Source organism: Cryobacterium flavum (assembly GCF_900103805.1).
Lineage (GTDB): Bacteria > Actinomycetota > Actinomycetes > Actinomycetales > Microbacteriaceae > Cryobacterium > Cryobacterium flavum.
Map to the genome: position 1 here is coordinate 1 of NZ_FNIB01000010.1, position 18,570 is coordinate 18,570.

An 18,570-nucleotide genomic window follows, 5' to 3' on the forward strand; every position below is an offset into this window, starting at 1 on the left:
GGGCAGATCTGTTGGCCATGACTGGGCAGTTTTCATGGCCACCAGCGGGCATTTCTAGTGGCCGCCAGTGGGCCGTTCCTCATGGCCCTTGACACACCGGCTGGCTGTCGCGTTCGAGCTGCTCGAGAACGATGCGTCCGCCTTCAACGACGATGATGCAGGCGTCGTAGCGGTCGCTGACATCGATGAGCAGGGTGGGGTTGGTTTTACTAACGGTCATGCTGCGTCCTTTTACGAATAGAGAAGCGAGGCCGGATGGCCCCATGTGATCTCTATGCGCGCTCGCCAAAATCGGCTGGGAGTCGGGCCGGGTCGAGTTACGAGTCGCTGGTGATCTTCGGGCTGGGAGTCGGGCCGCGTTGCGGGTGTGTGCAGCTCAATTCCAGCCGATTTCGCGCTGTGCGCATAGAAACCGCATGGACACGATCACCGCACACATCATCCCCGAGCCCGGAACTACCAACATCGCTATCGCGGCATCTGTAGCCAATGCAACTCAGACGACGGCCGCAGCCGCGTGGGTGGCACGCACCCTTGCGACGGCGCCGCCCTTCACCGAAGAACGGCGGGCTCGGCTCGCCACCATTCTCCGACCGGCGCCGCTCACGCTACATGTTGTCGTGTGACCCGACTACGCGCGCGTTAGCGCGCAAGACCCTACCTGTTTCCTTTTGAACGGTTGTGGGGCACGCACAACATTTCGCAGTTCCCCGAGTCGGTCTTGCCGCCCTTTGACCAAGCCGTGACATGATCTGCATCCATCTCGCTCAGCTTCCATGTGCGCGCTCTGTTGGAGTTGGTGCTGATGGCGCAGTACGGGCAGTTCGAGACGTCCTGGGCTTTAGCCTTCGCGGCATCGGTCTGCTTTTTGTAAGCCAGCGCCTTGATTTTTTCGTCAAACAGCCGGATTGAAAGAAGCTGGGTCTTGATCTCGCCACCAAGTACAAACTCGTAGATATTCCTCCGAGTGTGGACATATGGATCGTCTCGCAACTCTTGAACCCGCGCCTCGACGGTGGACGCGCTGTAAGCCGTCGAATGCCATTGCTCGTAGAAGCTCCCCCAATCCAGCCCACGCATCTCCTTGTCGGGAGGGCGCGAGAAGACGTTACTCACCCAGTCGATCACCGCGGTGAAATACATCGTCAACTCGGTAATGTTCTCATCGTGGCGGTGTAGCGCTAGATATGCGTCGACACTGAGATCGGCTGAGGACGCAACCCAATGCAGCGCTTCGGCCAGAATTTCCTGGCGCTTGGGATCGCCAGAGATATAGGACTGCCACTTCTGCATCTTGGCGTTGTTCGAGTTGCTGTACGCGGCCTTAGCCGCCGTAATGAACGGGCCAGAGTAGATGGCATTGAGCAGCTCCTGCTTGTTGAGCGGCACGCCAGCAATGTTGATCGTTTCGAACCATTGCTTAATTTCGGCTTCGGTACCCTCGCATGTGTAGATGTCGAGCTTGGTATCCAGGATCTTTTGTTTCAAGTCGGCCGGCAGCGACGAGAACGTCTGTTCTTTCCCGTCCACCTTGATGGCGAAGTCACCCGTCACGAAGCGGCCGAAGCTGGTTATACGTTGCTGCCCATCGAGGACTTCGAACTGTTCGCCTTCGACGTTGAAGTAGATCAGCCCCAGGGGGTAATCCTTGAGCATTGAGTCGATGACCGCGACGTCGCGTTTGCCGTCGTTGTAGATATAGTTTCGCTGGTACTCAGGCTGAATGACAAGCTTGCCGTCTAGGCCGAAGAGGCCTTTCCCTTCATGTGCGTTGTAGATGAAACCTTCGAGGATCTCCTCGACCGTGTGATGTATTAGATTAGCTTTCACTTTGCATCCTTGCGGCGAATGAGAATGCGCTTGTACGTCGTGTAATAGCGGGGTTTCGTCAATCCGAGCTTGCGGTGACCGACGCTGATTCCACCGGTACCGCCTCCTGCGAAGTACGCTTGCACGAAGTCGGGACCGAGCATGGATACGCCCAGGTCTCGCATCGCGGCCATATCCTCGGCGCTGGCAACGATCTCAAATTGGTCCGGATTATATTTGTCCAAAAAGGTGATCGGGACACCCATGATCCCGTCGAAGTCACTAGGAATTGCGTCAACGTACGAAACCTCGATGGCATCGGGGAAGTTGTAGTACCGCTGGTACCCGACGCCGCGTATCTCCTTGTGCTTGCTGTACTTTATATGGTCTTCGATGGTCAAGAGCTGAAGTGGTTCGTGACGGCGGCCATGGTCAATATTCGTGAACCAACAGGCGTTGCCCAACCGCGTGAAGTCATGATCATCGTTCGGCGGGTACCCAAGCCTTTCAGCCTTGAGACGATCGGCTTCCTTGATAGTCGCGCCTTTCGGCACACCGAAGACCATGTCAGTCGCGTTGGCCGTGGCCCCCTTCCACAGTTTGTTTTCTTTTATCGGAGGAAAGATCTCGACGTATGTGGTGGCGTTGTTATTGCCGATTACCGAGAACTTTTTGCCCCCTTCCATTAGCCATCCGACGAAGTCACGAAAGAGGCTAAAAGGAGGGTTGGTGATCACAATGTCTGCTTCATCGCGCAAGGCAGTCACCTCGAGGCTGCGGAAGTCGCCGCTACCCTCCAGGTACTCCCATTGCAGGTCGTCGATGTTGACGACACCGTCCCCGTTGATGTCGTTGCGCTCCAGTACAAACTTCTTCCCGTTGAGACGCGTCTTGGTCTCGTCATACTTCGGATTTTCGGTCTCAAAAAGAGTCGGCTGGTAGAGGTCGCCTGCCGGATTACTTTCCGGCGCGTACGAAGTAGAGATGAGTTTCTTCAAGCCGAAGTCGACAAAATGGAGCGCGAAGAACTTCGCGAAGTTTGACCATTCCGGATCGTCGCACGGAAGTAACACCACCTTGTTGCGGAAGACATCAACGTCGTACTGGCGGTACGCGTTCATCTCCCGCTCGATGTCGGCCCACTGTGTGTAGAACTCGTCATTCTTCACAGCCTTAGCTGCGTTCAGGTTGGAAGTCTTGTTCTCTACTATCGACATGGCGCGGTTTCGATCCCCCGGTATGCGCACCAAAAGATTTAAGTGCGTTTCACGTCCTCATCCTATCGATGGTGCACGAGGCCGGCCTTGCATGCAGGTGCGATGGAGGCCGCCTAAAGGCCGATCCGCAGGACCCTGTTCGCTTCAAGGTAATAGGAATTGAGTGCGTCCGGATAGCCGGTGTCGGTGAGTGCTGCTTCCGTGAGCCGCACCGCAGCATCCTTCATGGATCTGGGGCCCAGGATGTACAGCGCCTGAATCGCCGCATGCACCACTGCAGGATCGGGAGGCGTCTGCCCAGCCTCCATGGCGTCTCGTAGATGATTTACAGCCGCAGCATATGCGGTGTACGCCGTGTACCGCTGCTCGCGCACCCATTTCGAGTGTTCCCGCCGCCCCTGGATGAAGGCGCCCAGCAGGCCGGCCAGTGCCACGACGAGAGCGCCGATGAGCGCCGACACCAGTGAAGTGGGAATTCCGGTCGTTGCTGCCGCATCTTGTGCTGCGTAAAACATGCGGTAATCGTACCCCCCTCTCCACAGCGGCATCGGCATCGTTCCTTCGGAGTAGCGACTTTCCGATCTCAACCTCAACGGACGCCTAGTACGAGCTGCAACTCCGGCGGAGGTTCGACCTGAGGTCAGGCTCACGGCTGCTTGTTGACGCGTGGACTGATCTGAGTTACAAGTCCTCGCAGGCGGACTCCAGTACGGTGGAGAGATGGAATGGGAGGCCGCCCAATGGACAGCGCAAGAGGCCGTCGACGCCATGCTGTCCATGCCATACGAGCCGAGCCGCAACTTCAAGACGATCTGGCCAAGCATGTGGTGCGAGTTCGCTTCCATAGCAATTGCTGAGGCACTCCGAGTGCGAGCACTCGGCGACTGGACCTTTGTTCAAGCCGGACGTCCCGGCGAGGCGTCGGGTCATGCCTGGCTGGAATATCCTTCAGATAGCGGCAAGGTCGAATACTCGATTGACGCGACCCTTCATCAGTTCGCTCGGTACGACGAGCCCTACTTCGGACCGGGACGCACGCCGGCTGCGGCCGAGTTCACCACGACCAATTTCAAGGGCGCTTGGCGGGATTGGCCGGCTCTGTCGTTCCAGCCCCTCTGCTATGCCTTCGCAGATGCAACACTGCGCCAAATGGGCGAGTTCAATCAGCAGAACTCGACACCGAGATTGGAGCCACCCTGAGGCGTTCGCAACCTGAGTACTCGTGCGTCTGGGGGCCACAGTTATTGACCTTTAAGGCCACTGGTCGATGTGGCCGCCAGCGCGCTCGGGGGCCACGAAATATTTCTGTTGGGGGCCGTCTGCTTAGCTCCTCCCGTCATGGGCACCAGGAGCATGCAGTCAAATATCTCGAGCGGCGATACCACCAGGCATCAACCGCTTCTTGCGCGCAGTGTTAACGCCGGGCCCTACACTTTCCGGGTGATCAAGAACCTCCATTAGACCCAGGGCTTGACAATCCTCAGCGGACCGAAATCGCTTCCCAGTCCGCTTCCCGGAACCACGTGACGAGGTCGGCCGCATTTAGCGGATTGCTAGAAGCAATCTGCGCGAGAAATCGAGACGGCTGTCGCGCCCGTGCATACCCAGCATTTGTTGGAACGGAAGTCGCTCGGCTCAAGATTGCCCCGTGCCGGGCGCGGGATACCATGACGGACAGGACCCGCGCCTCCTCCGTGATTTGGTCCGGCGTAGCCGCCATTGAAAACGGAATGAAGTCTTCCTCGACACCGACGACTACAACCCAGTCGAACTGTTGCCCTTTCCCGACGTGGCCGCTCAGCAGGTGAACTCCCGCGCTCGTAATAAGGGTGGATGCGTCGCCGATCTTGATGCGGCTACGGATGTCCTGAGGACTGACCGAAGCGTTTAGCAGGTCGTCCACCCATCCGAGCGCGTCGACGGTACCCTTCAGGATATCGACGTCCACGATCGTTTCGATGCCAGCTGCTTTGCGGAGGAACGCCATTTTGTCCGAGGCACCCGAATACCCTGCGAGATCGAATCTGGCGAGCATGGCCTTGATCAGCTTGGCCGTGTCCGTATCAAGAACCCCGTCGTCCCATCTGAAATGTGGGAGGTCAGTTTGAGCGATTGCCTCGTCGACAAATCGACGACGCGGTCCTGTGCGAGCGATCACCCCGATCCGTTGGCCGGGGGCGCGGAGAAGAAGAGCGCGCGCTATCTTCACGATCCAAGCAGCCTCCGCATCGGCACTCTTGTGAGCTACCGACCCGGCCAGGCCGCCGGATGGCCACGTTGCAGGGTCGGCGCATGTGAGCGCCTGGCCCGCCGTGAGCGACGCCAGGGAGTTCACCATGTTGATCACGGCCGGGGATGACCGGTGCGACTCGGAGAACTCAATAACAGTGGCGCATTCATCGCGGACTGCGCTGTCGATTTCCGAGGGGGCAGCACCTGCGAAGCCATAGATGCCCTGCGCCAGGTCGCCGGCATAGGTCGTCCGGCCGTAACCGATGTAGTTCACAATACGAAGTTGCTGGGGAGTAAGGTCCTGATATTCGTCGACGACGACAGCGCCAAAATGCGCGACGTATAGCGCGGCTACGTGTTCGTTGCTAAGTATGAGTTCGGCCAGTCGTGGCAGGTCGTCGTAAGTCAGCCGGCCTTCCACTTTCCTCAACTGCTCGATGTCCAGGGCCATGCCGATTCCCAAGCGTTCGAGTTCTACCTCGACTTGGTCATCGGTGAGCGCTTGCTGCTTTGTCTTCTGAAGCGCAGCCTTCACTTGGCTTTGATCGTCCCAAGAAGCGCGGCGAGTACGGAGTTGTTCGGAAACCCAATCGCTCTCGGGGAGCGTCAGCTCAGGGTCAAGACCGATCACGTTTGCATGCGCCCTGATTAATCGCGCCGCGAGCCCGTGGAAGTTCGCGACACTCACTCGGTCTCTCATAATGGACGGAGGCAAATACGCCTTGAGCCGCTCCTTTAGGTTGTCCCGGGCACGGTTGGAAAACGTGGTGACGAGGATTTTCTGTGGCGCGGAGATTTCCCCTCGGGTCAGTAGGCCCTGAATGCGGAGGGCGAGCGCTTCCGTTTTCCCGCATCCCGCGGGAGCGACGACGAGGAGATCTAGACCCGGATAGTCTCGGATTTCTCGCTGTTTTGGTGTTGGGGAGAACACCTAGACGCTCGCCGCCTCTTGCAGAATGTTTTCGATACTGGTGATCGCCACGGCAGTCGACTCGGTCAGCATGCCCGCAATGACAATGGCCGCCTCGACTTTGTACCGGCGACAGAAGGCAGCGACGTCTTGATCCGTGTAGGAGCCGTCGGCGCCGGTTGCGGCGCAGGCTTTGAGCTGGTTCGGGGTGAACATTGTTGACGCATGCAACGCAGACCACACTGCCGATGCACCGATTGCCCGCACGTACTCGTCTTCCAAATCGATCCGCGAGACCCAGACGGAGTGACTGGGTAGATCTGCTTCAGCCACGCCGAGGCGTTTGGCCGTGCTGACTTCGGCATCCTCGTCAACGAGCTGAGAGAGGGGGACGCGGAATCCCGTCGTCCCGAAAAGCTTTTCTACGGACGGCATGGCAGTTTTACTCCCCGCCTCGACGATCGAGACGCCGAGGCGGTCGAGATTGCGATCGGTGAGATCGGCAGCGCGCTCAAGGACGATGCGATCCGACGGCCCTTCGACGGCGAGCACCCGACGGGATGTAAGCGGCTCGAGGCGATCGCGCACCCACCAGCGCACGACCAACTTCTCGTCTGCGGACAAAAATCCTGCCGCGGGCTGAACGACCTCGCCGCCTGCGCGCACCACGACTATAGAATCGGCGTCGAACGCGCTGACAATATCCGATGAATGAGTCGCGATGATCTTTTGATTTGGATTGCTCTTCAGCAGTCGCGCGAGGCTGCGCTGACTCGTCGGGTGTAGATGCACCTCGGGCTCGTCGATACCCACCACATTGGCTCCGACGCTCATGAGGTCGTAGAGCGCAATCGCGTATAGCGCTCGGGTTCCGTCGGATTGCGCGGAGAGGTCGTGCGCGACACCATTCTTTCTTACCTGAAGACGCACATCACTGAGCGGATCATCGTCAGCGGCGGCTCCGGGAACGAACGATAGGTCGTCTCGATTGATCTTCTCGGGCAGTGCTTTCGAGAGCTGGCCAGCGAGTGAATTGCGCAGCTTTTTCAGCGTCTTTGAATCACTCAGCGTGGCTGCGAGGCTGGTAGCGATCGCCTCAAAGTTTTCCTTTTCACTCCCGAGGTCGACAGCTTTGAGTATGTCGTCAAGGGCGGATCTACGATCCTCTCGCAGGTCCCGAGTCTGAGCGGTCGCGCTGAGGAACTTCCAACCTAGCCCCACAAGTTGGTCACGCGACAGCTGGCGTCCCGTGCCACCCTCAGGTGCCGCACGTTCGATCGTCACAGTCTCACTGTCATCGACCGTCGCCGTCAGCCGAATGATGAGTCGCGAGGACGACGTCGCAGGGTCATGGTGAATCTCGTCGGGAAAAAGGGCCTGGTCGGCCGTTGTGAAATCCGCAAGCACCGCCTCGATCACGAAAGGTTGATCGGAATCTCTGAAGTCATCAATGCTGATCTGTGAGTAGAGCTGAGCCGTGCTCGCCCCGAGCAAAAACTCGAGGCAACGCAGGAGCGACGACTTGCCAACGTCGTTGGCACCCACCAACACGAGATGCTCCCGCACCTCAATTTGAAGATCGGCGAGCCGACGGTAATTCTCTACCTTAAGTCTTGTGAGCTTCATACGTCCGCTTCGCAATCCTGCGGGCCAAAACTTTGGAGCGCTGCTCCATGTTGTCGGGCATCTAAAAGATATCCAGGGGCGGGGATAGTCAGATGCACATCACATTTGGGCATAGCCCAGTATCCCATTCGCGACGATCCCGGCCAATTGGCTATAAGTTCAGACTTCGCCCGCCTTGTAATCAAGGTTGTTCACCGGATGCTTGATAGCTTCAAAGAAAATAGAGCCTCAAAAATCGCCTCATGATCCCCGTACCAGCGGCACGAGCATCGCGACTTCTTTCTTGCCGGCCAGCTCGAGCAGTGTGCGTTTGGTTTGGTCGCGGGAGTCCTGCGCCTGCGCTCGCAACACCTCGGCCAGCGGCGACCCACGGTCGAGTGCACCGGTGACCTGGTCGACAAACCGGGTCACCTCCGGCAACTGGATGCTGCGCGACAGTGACTGCAGCGCCGCCCCGATCGGCACCCCGATGTGCACGTCGGCGACGACCCCGGCGAATTCTCGCGACAGCTCCCCCGAGCTCGTACGCGACACCCGGCGGATCGAGTCCAGGATGCCTTCCCCTGCCGACAGGGACAGGGTGAGGAATTCCAGAATGGTCGGCAGTTCGCTGCGCATGCGCGCCAAGCGTGCGGTCGCTGCGCGCTGGAGCAGCCAATCCCGCAGCATCGCCCCGCCGATCGCTGCAACGAACGGTACAACCAGACGGGCGGGCAGCAAAAGTTCGGGCAGGGCAACGATGGTGACCACCGTTCCAACAGCGAACGCGAGCAACGCCCAGACCAATTGCACGGAGCGAAACTCCAGGACAGTTTTCGCCGAGCCGGACTGGTGCAGACGCCGGGCAACGGTGTCGCTGCCGCCGAGAAGACTCGACAGCCCCCGAGTGAGCGCGCCGAACAGTGGGGCGAACAGGCTGCCGAGCACGGGAAGCGGGTTCACCGTTCGCCGGGCCACAATGTGGCGCGCTTCCGGGGAAATATCGAGGATGTAGGGCACCACGCGGTCAATCAGTCGGGGCCGGGTCAGCCGCGGCGTCAGGCTAACGAGCGACCACAACCCCACACCGAGGCCGGTACCGCACAGTACGGCCCAGCCCAGTGCAGACGAACTCAGGGCAGACGAACTCAGGGCGGCGCTCATCGACGACACCCGCCTACGAAAACCATCGGCGTTCCTCCGGCAGACGGCCGAGGGCGATCATCACTCGGTAGGCGATGACAGACAGGGCCAGGCCGCTCGCGATCACCACAATGCCAGCCGGCGAGTTGTAGGCGATGGCGGCTTCGGGGCGGGAGGCGAGCAGAACCAGAATGATCCACGGAGCTGCGACGCCGAGGCGGGCCGCATTGACCACCCACGACTGGCGGGCTTCCACCTCGAGCCGCACCGCGGCATCCTGCCTGAGCCAGGCGGCAAGGCTGCGCAGCACGAGGGTGAGGTCGCTTCCGCCGACCTCTCGCGCCATCCGCAGGGTTTCCAGAATGCGATCGGCGACCGGGTCGGCGAGGGAACGTTTGAGCTCGTCAACGCAGTACGTGAAATTGCCGGTGGCGCGGTATTCACGCTCGAACTGCGCGAACGCGGTGCGCGTCGCCGGCGGTCCGGCCTGGGCGAGGCTGCTCACGCTGTCGGGCAACGCCAGCCCGGAGCGCAGAGCCGACACCAGATGGTCGACGACGTCGGGCCACACCGTGCGGTTGGCGCGACGCCTGGCCGCCGCCCGCCACGACACGATCAGCCACGGCAGCAGCAGCCCGACCAGCCCGGCGACCGCGCTGAGCGCGAGAACAGCGAAGATTCCGTGCACCAGGGCAGCGGATGCCACCCCCGCGATCGCAGACAGCGCCAGGAACGCCGGCACCGGCACCGACCGCAGGCCGCCCTGAACCAGGCGCACCCGCATCCGCTCCCCCACTCCGGCACGTTTGGGCGTGGATCCGGCCGGCCAGAGGAACGGGGCGAGAACGAGCACGAGACCGCTACCCAGCAGGCACCCCAGTACGAGAGTCATGCGGCCCCCTGCCGCAACACCGACGCCGGGTCGACGCCGGCCGCACGAAACTTGGCGAGCTTCGTGGGGTGCGAACCGGTGGGCTCGAGGTGCCCGTGCGGCGAGAGGAACAGCGGGCTCGCCTCGATCGTCGACCCCGCCAGCTGGCCGCTCGGGGCGATGATCTCGGTGACCCGCCTTCGGCCGTGCCGGTCGATTTCGCAGTGCACCACGATATCAATGCAGCCTGCCACGGTCGGGAGCACGAACGAGGAGTCGATGTTGCGGCCGGCCAGCAGCGGCAGGGTCGAGAGCTTCGCGAGCGCATCCCTGGCACTGTTGGCATGAATCGAACACATCCCGGGCAGACCACTGTTGAGGGCGATGAGCAGGTCGAGACTCTCAGCCTCGCGCACCTCGCCGACGACGAGCCGGTCGGGGCGCATCCGCAGCGACTCCTTGATCAGGCGCCGCAGGGTGATCTCCCCGGTGCCCTCCAGGCTCGGCTGGCGGCACTGCATGGCGACGACGTCCCGCGCCGACAGATCGAGTTCGAAGGTTTCCTCGACGGTCACGATGCGTTCGCCTGGCCGGGTCGAGGAGAGCAGAGCGTTCAGCATCGTGGTTTTGCCGGTCTGCGTGGCACCGGACACCAGAATGTTCTGCCCGCCGAGCACGCAGATCCGCAGAAAATCAGCGGCCTGCTGGGTGAGCGCACCCAGCCCGACCAATTGGTTGAGGTCGCGGATGCGCCGGGTGAACTTGCGAATATTCACGGCCCAGTATTTGCGCGTTATGTCGGGGATCACCACGTGAAGACGGGAACCGTCGGGCAGGGAGGCGTCGACGAAGGGCGACGAGAGGTCGACGCGGCGGCCGGAGGCCTGCAGCATCCGCTCGACCAGGTCGCGCACGTCCTGCTCGGCGAGCAACAAAGTCGTGAGCTCTGGCACGCCGTCGCGCGCCACGAATACTCGGGCCGGACCATTGATCCAAATTTCTTCGATCTCCGGATCGTCGAGAAACGGCTGCAGCACGCCGAAGCCGGTGAGCGCTGCCACAACCTCGCGGGCGGCCTGGTGCTCGTCAGCGATCATTGGGGCGAGCCCGCCTAGCGCCCGCTCACTGTAGCGGCGCAGTTCGTCGCGCACATACTGCTCCACCAGGGTGTTGTTCGCTGCCAGGTCGACGCCTTCACGGCGCACCCGCATTCGCACTTGCTCTGTGATGATACGAACGGCTTCGGTCATCCCCGAATGATGGCCTGTTTTAAGAATTCTCGGGCAAGTTATGCACAGGGCTTGTTTTTCTGTTCCCTGAACAGCAAAAATAATCGCAACGGATGTCGGGCATCCGTTGCGATCATCCGTCAGGGCCAGCCTGGCCGGTGCAGTATGTCGACTCAGCGTCAGCGGGCCGACCAGCCGCCGTCCATCGTATAGCTCGAACCGGTGACCATGGCGGCGTCGTCGGAGGCGAGCCAGGCCACGAGCGAGCCGACCTCGGCCGGTTCCACCAGCCGCTTGATCGCGCTCTCGGTGAGCATGATCTTGCTGAGCACCTCGGCCTCCGGAATACCGTGCACGAGTGCCTGGTCGGTGATCTGCTTTTCGACCAGGGGCGTGCGTACATAGCCCGGAGCCACACAGTTGCTCGTAACCCCGTGGGCGCCGCCCTCGAGCGCGGTCACCTTGGACAGGCCCTCGAGCCCGTGCTTGGCCGCCACGTAGGCGCTCTTGAACGGCGAGGCGCGAATGCCGTGCACCGACGACACGTTGATGATGCGTCCGAAATTGGCCGCGTACATCTGCGGCAGCACTGCCCGAATCAGCAGGAACGGCGCCTCCAACATGAGGGTCAGAATATTGTGAAAATCGGCCGGCGCAAAGGACTGGATCGGATTGATCCGTTGGATTCCGGCGTTGTTGACCAGAATGTCGACGCCGTTCAGTGCCGTGGCCAGGGCCTCGTCGCTGAGGGCCTCGGTGTCCATCAGGTTGACGGTCCAGATCGACCCGCCCACCTCCTCGGCCAGTGCCGTAGCACTAGCCGTGTCGATGTCGGCGACGACGACGTGCGCGCCGCGGGCGGCGAGCGCCCGCACGACGGCGGCGCCGATGCCGCTCGCACCGCCCGTGACCAGGGCGCGACGCCCCGCGAGGGGCTGTTCGGCGGTGGGAATAGCGCTGACGCTGACGGCGTCGGTGAGATCAGTCATGATGTTCCTTAGATTGCACGATCGCTGCACGGGGCGGGTCGGCGAGAGGCGGGGCACCAACGGCGCCCCGCCTCTCGGACCGGGGTTACACAAGCCGGGTCAGTTGCCGGTACTCACGGGCTCGAGCCCGTGCTTGCGGGCGTCCACGGCGTCGACCTCGCGCAGCGACACTCCCTTGGTCTCCTTGAGAGTGACTACGGCGACCACCGTGATCGCGCAGGCGACCATGATGTAGATGGCAACCGGAACCCAGGTGTTGTACTGCTGCAGAAGGGCGGCCGCGATGATCGGCGCCATGGAGCCGGCCAGAATCGACGTGACCTGGTAGCCGAGCGACACCCCCGAATAACGCATGCGGGTCGGGAACATCTCAGCCATGATGGCGGGCTGGCCCGCGTACATCAGGGCGTGGAAGCACAAGCCCACCGTGACGGCGAGGATGATGAGCACGGGGTTCAGCGTGTCGAACATCGGGAAGGCGAAGAACGCCCAGGTGGCACCGAGCACAGCACCGGCCAGGTAGACGGGCTTGCGGCCGATGCGGTCGGAAAGCCGGCCGACCTGCGGAATCACGATGAAGTGCACGACGTGCGCGATGAGCAGGGCGATCAGCAACTGCCCCGTGTCGTATTCGTGCACGGTCTTCAGGTAGACGATCGTGAAACTCACGATGATGTAATACAGGATATTCTCGGCGAACCGCAGCCCCATGGCTCCGAGAATACCCTTCGGGTACTTGCGCACGACCTCGAGCACGCCGTAGTTGATGGCCTTCTCAGCTTCAACCTGCGCGCGGGCCTCGAGAAAGATCGGGGCTTCGCTGACATGGGTGCGAATGTAGTAACCGATCACGACGATGATCGCAGAGAGCCAGAAGGCCACACGCCAGCCCCAGCTGAGGAACTGCTCGGGCGGAAGGATCCACGTCATAGTGAGCAGCACGAGCGTGGCGAGCAGGTTGCCCAACGGAACGGCGGCCTGCGGCCAGCTCGACCAGAAACCGCGGGACTGGTTCGGGCTGTGCTCGGCGACCAGGAGAACGGCGCCGCCCCACTCACCACCGACGGCGAAGCCCTGGATGAAGCGGAGGGCCACGAGCAGCGCCGGAGCCCAGTAGCCGATGGTGTCGAAGCCGGGCAGACAGCCCATCAGGAAGGTGGCGGCACCGACCATGATGATCGTCACCTGCAGGGTGTGCTTGCGTCCGAGCTTGTCCCCGATCTGACCGAAGACGATGCCACCAAGCGGGCGGGCGATGAATCCGACAGCATAGGTGAGGAACGCGGCGATGATGCCGTCAAGCTCACTGCCGGCGTTAGGAAAAAAGACCGTGCCGAAAACCAGGCTGGCGGCAGTCGCGTAGAGGAAGAACTCGTACCATTCCACGACCGTGCCGACCATGGAAGCGGCGACAATCTTCTTGAGGCCGGATTTCTCGGTTTCGCTGCCAGCGGTGCGCGTGGCCTTGCCGGAACCGGCAGCCCCAACGCGTTGATTGACACTCATTATCTGTCTCCTTTGTGTCGTCAATGACACGTACTTGGCGTGAGGTGTGCGGGAAGGATTCGGTCGTCTACAACAGAAGCACGACTTGACTGAGTATTCACGCACGACGGTCGGGCAACAAGAGCCAAAACGACAGAACGCGTGTGCATAATTGCAGATATGACCTTTCCAGCGATAGGTACCGCTCCCAATCCCGACGATCTGCTCATCTTTCTGGCCGTCGCCCGCACCGGCCGGTTCACCACCGCGGCGGAGGGCCTGGGCCTGAACCACACCACCGTGTCGCGGCGCATCGCGGCCCTCGAAAAGGCCCTCGACGGTCGTCTGCTGGCGCGCGCCGTCGGCGGCTGGGAGCTGACCGAGCTCGGAGAACGCGCACGCACCGCGGCCGAGGGAGTGGAATCCGCCGTCACCCTGCTGCGTGGCTCCGACAGTGAAGCCCAACAGATCTCCGGCGTGGTGCGCATGTCGGCGACGGACGGCTTCAGCGCTTACATCGCGGCTCCGGCCGTGGCAACCCTGCAGCGACGGCATCCGCTGTTGCGGGTAGAAATCGTCACCGTCACCCGCCGCGCCCTGCAGCACCGTTCGGGGCTGGACATCGAGATCGTCGTCGGTGAACCCCAGGTGCACCGGGCCGAGTCCATTCTGCTCGGCTACTACAACCTCGGAATGTACGCCTCACGCCAGTACCTGAAGACCCACGGCACACCGACCACCATCGCCGAGCTGACCGAGCATCCGCTGGTCTATTTTGTGGATTCGATGCTTCAGGTCGACGACCTCGACGCCCCCCGGCGGCTCGTCCCGCAGATGCGGGAGTCGCTCAGCTCCACCAACGTGTTCGTGCACGTCGAGGGAACCAGGGCCGGCGCCGGAATCGGATTCCTACCCTGCTTCATGGCCGATCAGCACAGTGATCTAGTGCGCCTGCTGCCGGAAGATTTTCAGGAACGACTGCCGTACTGGATGGTCCTCCGCACCGAGTCACTGCGGCTGCCGGCGGTGGCGGCGCTCGTCGCTGCGCTCCGCGCCCAGATGGAGTCCTATGCGGCAGCGCTGCTCGGCAACGACCCCACCATCTAGACTAGGAACACACCCGCGGGAGTGGTGGAATTGGCAGACACGCAGGATTTAGGTTCCTGTGCTTTCGAGCGTGGGGGTTCAAGTCCCCTCTCCCGCACATGGTCCCTATTTCAGCACTCGACAGCACGTTGAACGACGTACTCTCACATACGGGCGCCGTTCTTTTCTACCTGCTCATTTGGGGTCTGGTCTTCGCCGGAACAGCACTTTTTCTGGGCGTGTTCATTCCGTTCATCACCGGTGACTCGCTGTTGTTCGGTTCCGGCCTCGTGGCCGCTTCCACGGGCAACATCAACATCGTGATCCTGGTCATCGGCACCGGCATCGCGGCGTTCCTCGGCGACCAGGTCGGGTTTCTGCTCGGTCGTCACTACGGGCGCGGTTACCTCGAACGTCACGGCGGTCGACGCACCCAGGCCGCGATCATCAAAACCGAATCCTTCTACCGCAAGTTCGGCTGGTGGTCCGTGGTCATCGCCCGATTCATGCCGTGGGCTCGGGTCTTCGTTCCGGTGGTCGCCGGCGTCGGCCGCATGAATTACTACAAATTTCTCACCAGCAATCTGCTCGGAGCGCTATCCTGGGGCGTCGGGCTCACCCTCACCGGCTATTACGCGGCGACGATCCCCGGCGTCAAGAGTGCGGCGTACATTATCGCTGGCGTGCTCATCACGGCGTCGATCGTGGTCGGGTTTCGCACCTGGCGCATCGACCGCGCCCAGCGTAAAGCGGATGCCACGGCCAGAGACCTCGAAATCAGCCCCCCAGTCGGCTGACCTACCCCCTGTTTCAGGGGGTGGCGGCCCGGCATTTTCTCACCATGAGGCGATACCCTGTGTCTCGGCATCCGCCGTCGTTACCCGAACGTCTGCCCCCCGCCGACTGGAGTTCCCCGCGTGATTCACACCGCACTGATTCCCTGGCTCGACCCGACGCACATCATCGAGTCGGCCGGCCCCTGGGCCCTGCTCGTCGTCTGCGCGATCGTCTTTGCCGAGACCGGCCTCCTGGTCGGGTTTCTGCTGCCGGGCGACACCCTGCTGGTCATCACCGGACTGCTCGCCTTTCCCGCCGCCGGCGTCATCCGGATCGACATCTGGTGGGTGGCGCTGGCAATCGGCTTCGCGGCCTTCCTCGGCGGTGAGGTGGGCTATCTGATCGGGCATAAATTCGGTCCCCGCGTCTTTGAACGCAAGGAATCCGGCCTGTTCAGCATCAAGAACGTAGACCGCACGAACGCATTCTTCGTGCGATTCGGCGGCGTCGCCGTCATCGTCGCCCGGTTCGTTCCGATCGTGCGCACTTTCGCACCGGTCGCCGCCGGCGTCGGCCACATGGACTACCGTAAATACACCCTATACAACTTGATCGGCGCACTGCTCTGGGGGGCCGGCCTCACCTTCGGCGGATACTTCCTGGGCTACATTCCACCGGTGGCCGAATTCGTCACGAAGTACATCGACCTGATCCTGCTCGGCGCAGTGGTCGTCACCCTCATCCCCACGGTGTACCACTACGTGCAGTCCGTCGTGAAGGCCCGCCGGCTGCGCGGCCAGCCCACGAGCGAGACCGGCAGCCACCTGCTCGACCCCGAGACGTTCAAGACCAACCACAACGGGCGCCACGAGGGCTGATCGGCTCAGGGCTCCAGCAAATTCAACGGTGCTGGTGGTCTTCGTGCTCGGCGTGCTCGGTTGGTTCCAGCTGAAACGTCGAGTGTGCTACGTCGAAGTGTGTGCTGAGGCATCCGGACAGCTCATCGAGCAGAGCGTCAGTGCCGCGTGCGAGCACCGTCGCCTCCACGACAATGTGTGCGGTGAACACATGGGCTCCGCTGGTGATGGCCCAGACATGCACATCGTGCACGGCGACCACACCGGCAGTGCCGAGGAGATGGCGTCGAATCTCGCAAATATCGGTGTCGGCCGGCGTCGATTGGCTGAACACGCGCACCACGTCACGAAGCAGCACAAAGGCGCGCGGCACGATCATGGCGGCGATGACCAGCGAGGCGACGGCATCCGCCCCGGTAAAACCGGTCAGGAGGATGACGATGGCCGCGACGATCACGGCGACCGACCCGAGCGCGTCCCCGAGTACCTCGAGGTAGGCGCCGCGCATGTTGATCGACCCAGCGGCCGCCGGGCGCAGCAGCATTATTCCGGCGATGTTCGCCGCCAGCCCGATGATGGCGACGATGAGCATGGGAGTGGGCAGCACCGCGCTCTCGCTCGGACTAATGAGACGCGCGATCGCGGCGACCGAAACGGCGCCGGCCACGCCGAGCAGAATCAGACCGTTGATCAGCGCGCCGAACACCTCGGCCCGTTGAAAGCCAAAGGTGGCCCGGTCGGTCGCCGGACGTGCCGCGACCACGGTAGCGGTCAGAGCGACGATGAGCCCGAACAGGTCGGAGAGCATGTGGCCAGCATCGGCCAGCAGCGCGAGCGATCCGGTCAGAGCGGCACCGATCACTTCGAGCAGCAGCACGGACGCCACGATGCCGATGGCGAGGGTCAGTCGCCGCCTGTTCGAGCCGGTGCCGTGCGCGTGATCGTGGCCCATGGCTCAAGATTAGGGCGGGGAGGGGCCGGTCGCCAGCCGCTGGGCTAGTTGGGAATGAATGCCGTTCTCAGCACGCTAGGCCTGACCGAGCACCTCGCGCAGCACCGGTACGAGACCCTCCAACGCGATCGCCCGATGACTGACCTGGTTCTTCACGTGGGCCGACAACTCGGCGGCCGAAATGGCGTAGCCCTCGGGCAGAAAGATCGGGTCGTAGCCGAACCCGTTGGCGCCGGCCGGTTCGAACAGAAGCTGCCCCGGCCATTCGCCGGTCACGGCCCGCTCGGTACCGTCGGGCAGGGCGAGGGCGGCCACACAGGTGAAGTGGGCGTCGCGGTGTTCCTCGGACACGTCACTAAGCTGCCAGAGCAGCAGGCGCAGGTTCTCGCCGGCGTCCTTGGCTGGCCCCGACCAACGCGCCGAGAAGATTCCGGGTGCGCCGCCGAGAATGTCGACGCAGATGCCCGAGTCGTCAGCGATCGCCGGCAGTCCGGTGTGCGCTGCGGCGGCACGAGCCTTGATCAGGGCGTTTTCGGTGAAGCTGATGCCGTCCTCGACCGGTTCGGGGCCGTCATAGGCGAGCACCTCCACACCGGGAAGTTGCGGGGCCAGAATGCGCCGAAGTTCCTCGACCTTATGGGCGTTGTGGGTGGCCAGAACGATCTGCACGATCAGCTCGCCAGCGCGCTGGTCTGGAATTCGGTCAAGGTGACGGCGCCCTTCAGTGCGAGGTCGAGCAGAGTGTCGAGCTCGCTGCGGTCGAACGGCGCAGCCTCGGCGGTACCCTGCACCTCGACGAACTTGCCGCGCCCGGTGACGACGACGTTCATGTCGGTGTCGGCGCGCACGTCTTCGGTGTAAGCGAGGTCGAGCATGGGCACCCCGCCGATGATGCCGACGGACACGGCCGAGACACTGTCGATGAGCGGCTGCGCCTTCTGCGAGATGAACTTCTTGGTGCGTCCCCACTCGAGGGCGTCGGCGAGGGCTACGTAGGCGCCGGTAATGGCTGCGGTGCGGGTCCCGCCATCGGCCTGAAGAACGTCGCAGTCGAGCACGAGGGTGTTCTCGCCGAGCGCCTTCATGTCAACGACGGCGCGCAGGCTGCGGCCGATCAGGCGGCTGATCTCGTGGGTGCGACCGCCGATCTTGCCCTTGACCGATTCGCGGTCCATGCGGCTGTTGGTCGAACGCGGCAGCATCGAGTACTCAGCGGTGACCCAGCCCTTGCCCTTGCCGCTCATCCAGCGCGGAACGCCATTGGTGAACGACGCGGTGCAGAGCACCTTGGTGCGGCCGTAGGAGATCAAGGCCGATCCTTCGGCCTGGTCGCTCCAGCCACGCTCGATCGTGATCGGGCGCAGTTCGTCGTTGCTGCGCCCGTCGGCGCGCAGGGTTTCGGTCACGG

General features: G+C 62.3%; 19 protein-coding genes and 1 tRNA gene. 6 read left to right on the forward strand and 14 right to left on the reverse strand.

Annotated features, from left to right (window positions below; genetic code table 11):
* Window positions 1-79 precede the first annotated feature (79 nt).
* Window positions 80-220, reverse strand: coding sequence for a hypothetical protein (locus tag BLS91_RS19985; protein ID WP_159433872.1), 141 nt, complete (start codon window positions 218-220; stop codon window positions 80-82).
* 196 nt (window positions 221-416) lie between these two features.
* On the opposite strand from BLS91_RS19985, the gene BLS91_RS14400 reads away from it, so the two are divergent.
* A complete protein-coding gene (locus BLS91_RS14400; protein WP_092341460.1) occupies window positions 417-626 on the forward strand; it encodes a hypothetical protein in 210 nt (69 codons plus the stop codon).
* Window positions 627-657: 31 nt separating this feature from the next.
* Here the strand turns inward: BLS91_RS14400 and BLS91_RS14405 are convergent, their stop codons facing one another.
* From BLS91_RS14405 to BLS91_RS14415, 3 genes are all read right to left on the reverse strand, one after another.
* Window positions 658-1,830, reverse strand: a complete 1,173-nt coding sequence (locus BLS91_RS14405; protein ID WP_092341461.1) for an HNH endonuclease family protein — start codon at window positions 1,828-1,830, stop codon at window positions 658-660.
* On the reverse strand, window positions 1,827-3,026 hold the full coding sequence (locus tag BLS91_RS14410; protein WP_092341462.1) for an adenine-specific methyltransferase EcoRI family protein: 1,200 nt from the start codon (window positions 3,024-3,026) through the stop codon (window positions 1,827-1,829). The genes BLS91_RS14405 and BLS91_RS14410 overlap by 4 nt, the downstream gene beginning before the upstream one ends.
* Window positions 3,027-3,139: 113 nt before the next feature.
* Window positions 3,140-3,541 carry a hypothetical protein gene (locus BLS91_RS14415; protein WP_134505243.1) on the reverse strand — a complete coding sequence of 134 codons (402 nt, stop codon included), beginning with the start codon at window positions 3,539-3,541 and terminating at the stop codon, window positions 3,140-3,142.
* Between the two features lie 205 nt (window positions 3,542-3,746).
* Between BLS91_RS14415 and BLS91_RS14420 the strand changes: the two genes are divergently transcribed.
* Window positions 3,747-4,226 carry a hypothetical protein gene (locus BLS91_RS14420; protein ID WP_092341464.1) on the forward strand — a complete coding sequence of 160 codons (480 nt, stop codon included), beginning with the start codon at window positions 3,747-3,749 and terminating at the stop codon, window positions 4,224-4,226.
* Between the two features lie 280 nt (window positions 4,227-4,506).
* Here BLS91_RS14420 and BLS91_RS14425 read toward each other — a convergent pair whose 3' ends face one another.
* From BLS91_RS14425 to BLS91_RS14455, 7 genes are all read right to left on the reverse strand, one after another.
* Window positions 4,507-6,189, reverse strand: a complete 1,683-nt coding sequence (locus BLS91_RS14425; RefSeq protein WP_092341465.1) for a UvrD-helicase domain-containing protein — start codon at window positions 6,187-6,189, stop codon at window positions 4,507-4,509.
* Complete coding sequence (locus BLS91_RS14430; RefSeq protein WP_092341466.1) at window positions 6,190-7,794, reverse strand: ATP-dependent nuclease; 1,605 nt, start codon at window positions 7,792-7,794, stop codon at window positions 6,190-6,192.
* Window positions 7,795-8,034: 240 nt separating this feature from the next.
* Complete coding sequence (locus BLS91_RS14435) at window positions 8,035-8,937, reverse strand: type II secretion system F family protein (RefSeq protein WP_092341467.1); 903 nt, start codon at window positions 8,935-8,937, stop codon at window positions 8,035-8,037.
* Window positions 8,938-8,950: 13 nt separating this feature from the next.
* The gene (locus tag BLS91_RS14440) at window positions 8,951-9,808 is read right to left on the reverse strand and encodes a type II secretion system F family protein (protein ID WP_092341468.1); all 858 of its coding nucleotides are present in this window, start codon (window positions 9,806-9,808) and stop codon (window positions 8,951-8,953) included.
* Window positions 9,805-11,037, reverse strand: a complete 1,233-nt coding sequence (locus BLS91_RS14445; protein ID WP_092341469.1) for a TadA family conjugal transfer-associated ATPase — start codon at window positions 11,035-11,037, stop codon at window positions 9,805-9,807. The genes BLS91_RS14440 and BLS91_RS14445 overlap by 4 nt, the downstream gene beginning before the upstream one ends.
* Window positions 11,038-11,195: 158 nt before the next feature.
* Window positions 11,196-12,005, reverse strand: coding sequence for a 3-hydroxybutyrate dehydrogenase (locus BLS91_RS14450; RefSeq protein ID WP_092341470.1), 810 nt, complete (start codon window positions 12,003-12,005; stop codon window positions 11,196-11,198).
* A gap of 99 nt (window positions 12,006-12,104) precedes the next feature.
* On the reverse strand, window positions 12,105-13,511 hold the full coding sequence (locus BLS91_RS14455) for an MFS transporter (RefSeq protein ID WP_092341471.1): 1,407 nt from the start codon (window positions 13,509-13,511) through the stop codon (window positions 12,105-12,107).
* Between the two features lie 159 nt (window positions 13,512-13,670).
* Between BLS91_RS14455 and BLS91_RS14460 the strand changes: the two genes are divergently transcribed.
* The 4 genes from BLS91_RS14460 (at window position 13,671) to BLS91_RS14475 (ending at window position 16,231) form a co-directional block, all read left to right on the forward strand.
* Window positions 13,671-14,597, forward strand: a complete 927-nt coding sequence (locus BLS91_RS14460) for a LysR family transcriptional regulator (protein ID WP_092341472.1) — start codon at window positions 13,671-13,673, stop codon at window positions 14,595-14,597.
* A 15-nt stretch (window positions 14,598-14,612) separates the two neighbouring features.
* Window positions 14,613-14,694 (forward strand) — tRNA-Leu (locus BLS91_RS14465).
* A 1-nt stretch (window position 14,695) separates the two neighbouring features.
* A complete protein-coding gene (locus BLS91_RS14470; RefSeq protein ID WP_092341473.1) occupies window positions 14,696-15,373 on the forward strand; it encodes a DedA family protein in 678 nt (225 codons plus the stop codon).
* Between the two features lie 123 nt (window positions 15,374-15,496).
* The gene (locus tag BLS91_RS14475; protein WP_174774970.1) at window positions 15,497-16,231 is read left to right on the forward strand and encodes a DedA family protein; all 735 of its coding nucleotides are present in this window, start codon (window positions 15,497-15,499) and stop codon (window positions 16,229-16,231) included.
* Window positions 16,232-16,253: 22 nt separating this feature from the next.
* Here the strand turns inward: BLS91_RS14475 and BLS91_RS14480 are convergent, their stop codons facing one another.
* From BLS91_RS14480 to rph, 3 genes are all read right to left on the reverse strand, one after another.
* Window positions 16,254-17,162 (reverse strand): cation diffusion facilitator family transporter, encoded by a 909-nt coding sequence (locus tag BLS91_RS14480; RefSeq protein ID WP_092341475.1) that lies wholly within the window; start codon window positions 17,160-17,162, stop codon window positions 16,254-16,256.
* A 75-nt stretch (window positions 17,163-17,237) separates the two neighbouring features.
* The gene (gene rdgB / locus BLS91_RS14485; protein ID WP_092341533.1) at window positions 17,238-17,834 is read right to left on the reverse strand and encodes an RdgB/HAM1 family non-canonical purine NTP pyrophosphatase; all 597 of its coding nucleotides are present in this window, start codon (window positions 17,832-17,834) and stop codon (window positions 17,238-17,240) included.
* Entirely contained in the window at window positions 17,834-18,568 is a 735-nt protein-coding gene (gene rph, locus BLS91_RS14490) for a ribonuclease PH (RefSeq protein ID WP_092341476.1), read from the reverse strand. Before rph ends, rdgB begins: the two co-directional genes overlap by 1 nt.
* Window positions 18,569-18,570 lie beyond the last annotated feature (2 nt).

What these genes read in the sequence shown, in the direction of transcription:
- BLS91_RS14480 (WP_092341475.1), bottom strand. Translation starts at nt 17,162, where the DNA reads ATGGGCCACGATCACGCGCACGGCACCGGCTCGAACAGGCGGCGACTG.
- BLS91_RS14430 (WP_092341466.1), bottom strand. Translation starts at nt 7,794, where the DNA reads ATGAAGCTCACAAGACTTAAGGTAGAGAATTACCGTCGGCTCGCCGAT.
- BLS91_RS14420 (WP_092341464.1), top strand. Translation starts at nt 3,747, where the DNA reads ATGGAATGGGAGGCCGCCCAATGGACAGCGCAAGAGGCCGTCGACGCC.
- BLS91_RS14410 (WP_092341462.1), bottom strand. Translation starts at nt 3,026, where the DNA reads ATGTCGATAGTAGAGAACAAGACTTCCAACCTGAACGCAGCTAAGGCT.
- BLS91_RS14400 (WP_092341460.1), top strand. Translation starts at nt 417, where the DNA reads ATGGACACGATCACCGCACACATCATCCCCGAGCCCGGAACTACCAAC.
- BLS91_RS14460 (WP_092341472.1), top strand. Translation starts at nt 13,671, where the DNA reads ATGACCTTTCCAGCGATAGGTACCGCTCCCAATCCCGACGATCTGCTC.
- BLS91_RS14415 (WP_134505243.1), bottom strand. Translation starts at nt 3,541, where the DNA reads ATGTTTTACGCAGCACAAGATGCGGCAGCAACGACCGGAATTCCCACT.
- BLS91_RS14470 (WP_092341473.1), top strand. Translation starts at nt 14,696, where the DNA reads ATGGTCCCTATTTCAGCACTCGACAGCACGTTGAACGACGTACTCTCA.
- BLS91_RS14445 (WP_092341469.1), bottom strand. Translation starts at nt 11,037, where the DNA reads ATGACCGAAGCCGTTCGTATCATCACAGAGCAAGTGCGAATGCGGGTG.
- BLS91_RS14440 (WP_092341468.1), bottom strand. Translation starts at nt 9,808, where the DNA reads ATGACTCTCGTACTGGGGTGCCTGCTGGGTAGCGGTCTCGTGCTCGTT.
- BLS91_RS14455 (WP_092341471.1), bottom strand. Translation starts at nt 13,511, where the DNA reads ATGAGTGTCAATCAACGCGTTGGGGCTGCCGGTTCCGGCAAGGCCACG.
- BLS91_RS19985 (WP_159433872.1), bottom strand. Translation starts at nt 220, where the DNA reads ATGACCGTTAGTAAAACCAACCCCACCCTGCTCATCGATGTCAGCGAC.
- BLS91_RS14435 (WP_092341467.1), bottom strand. Translation starts at nt 8,937, where the DNA reads ATGAGCGCCGCCCTGAGTTCGTCTGCCCTGAGTTCGTCTGCACTGGGC.
- BLS91_RS14450 (WP_092341470.1), bottom strand. Translation starts at nt 12,005, where the DNA reads ATGACTGATCTCACCGACGCCGTCAGCGTCAGCGCTATTCCCACCGCC.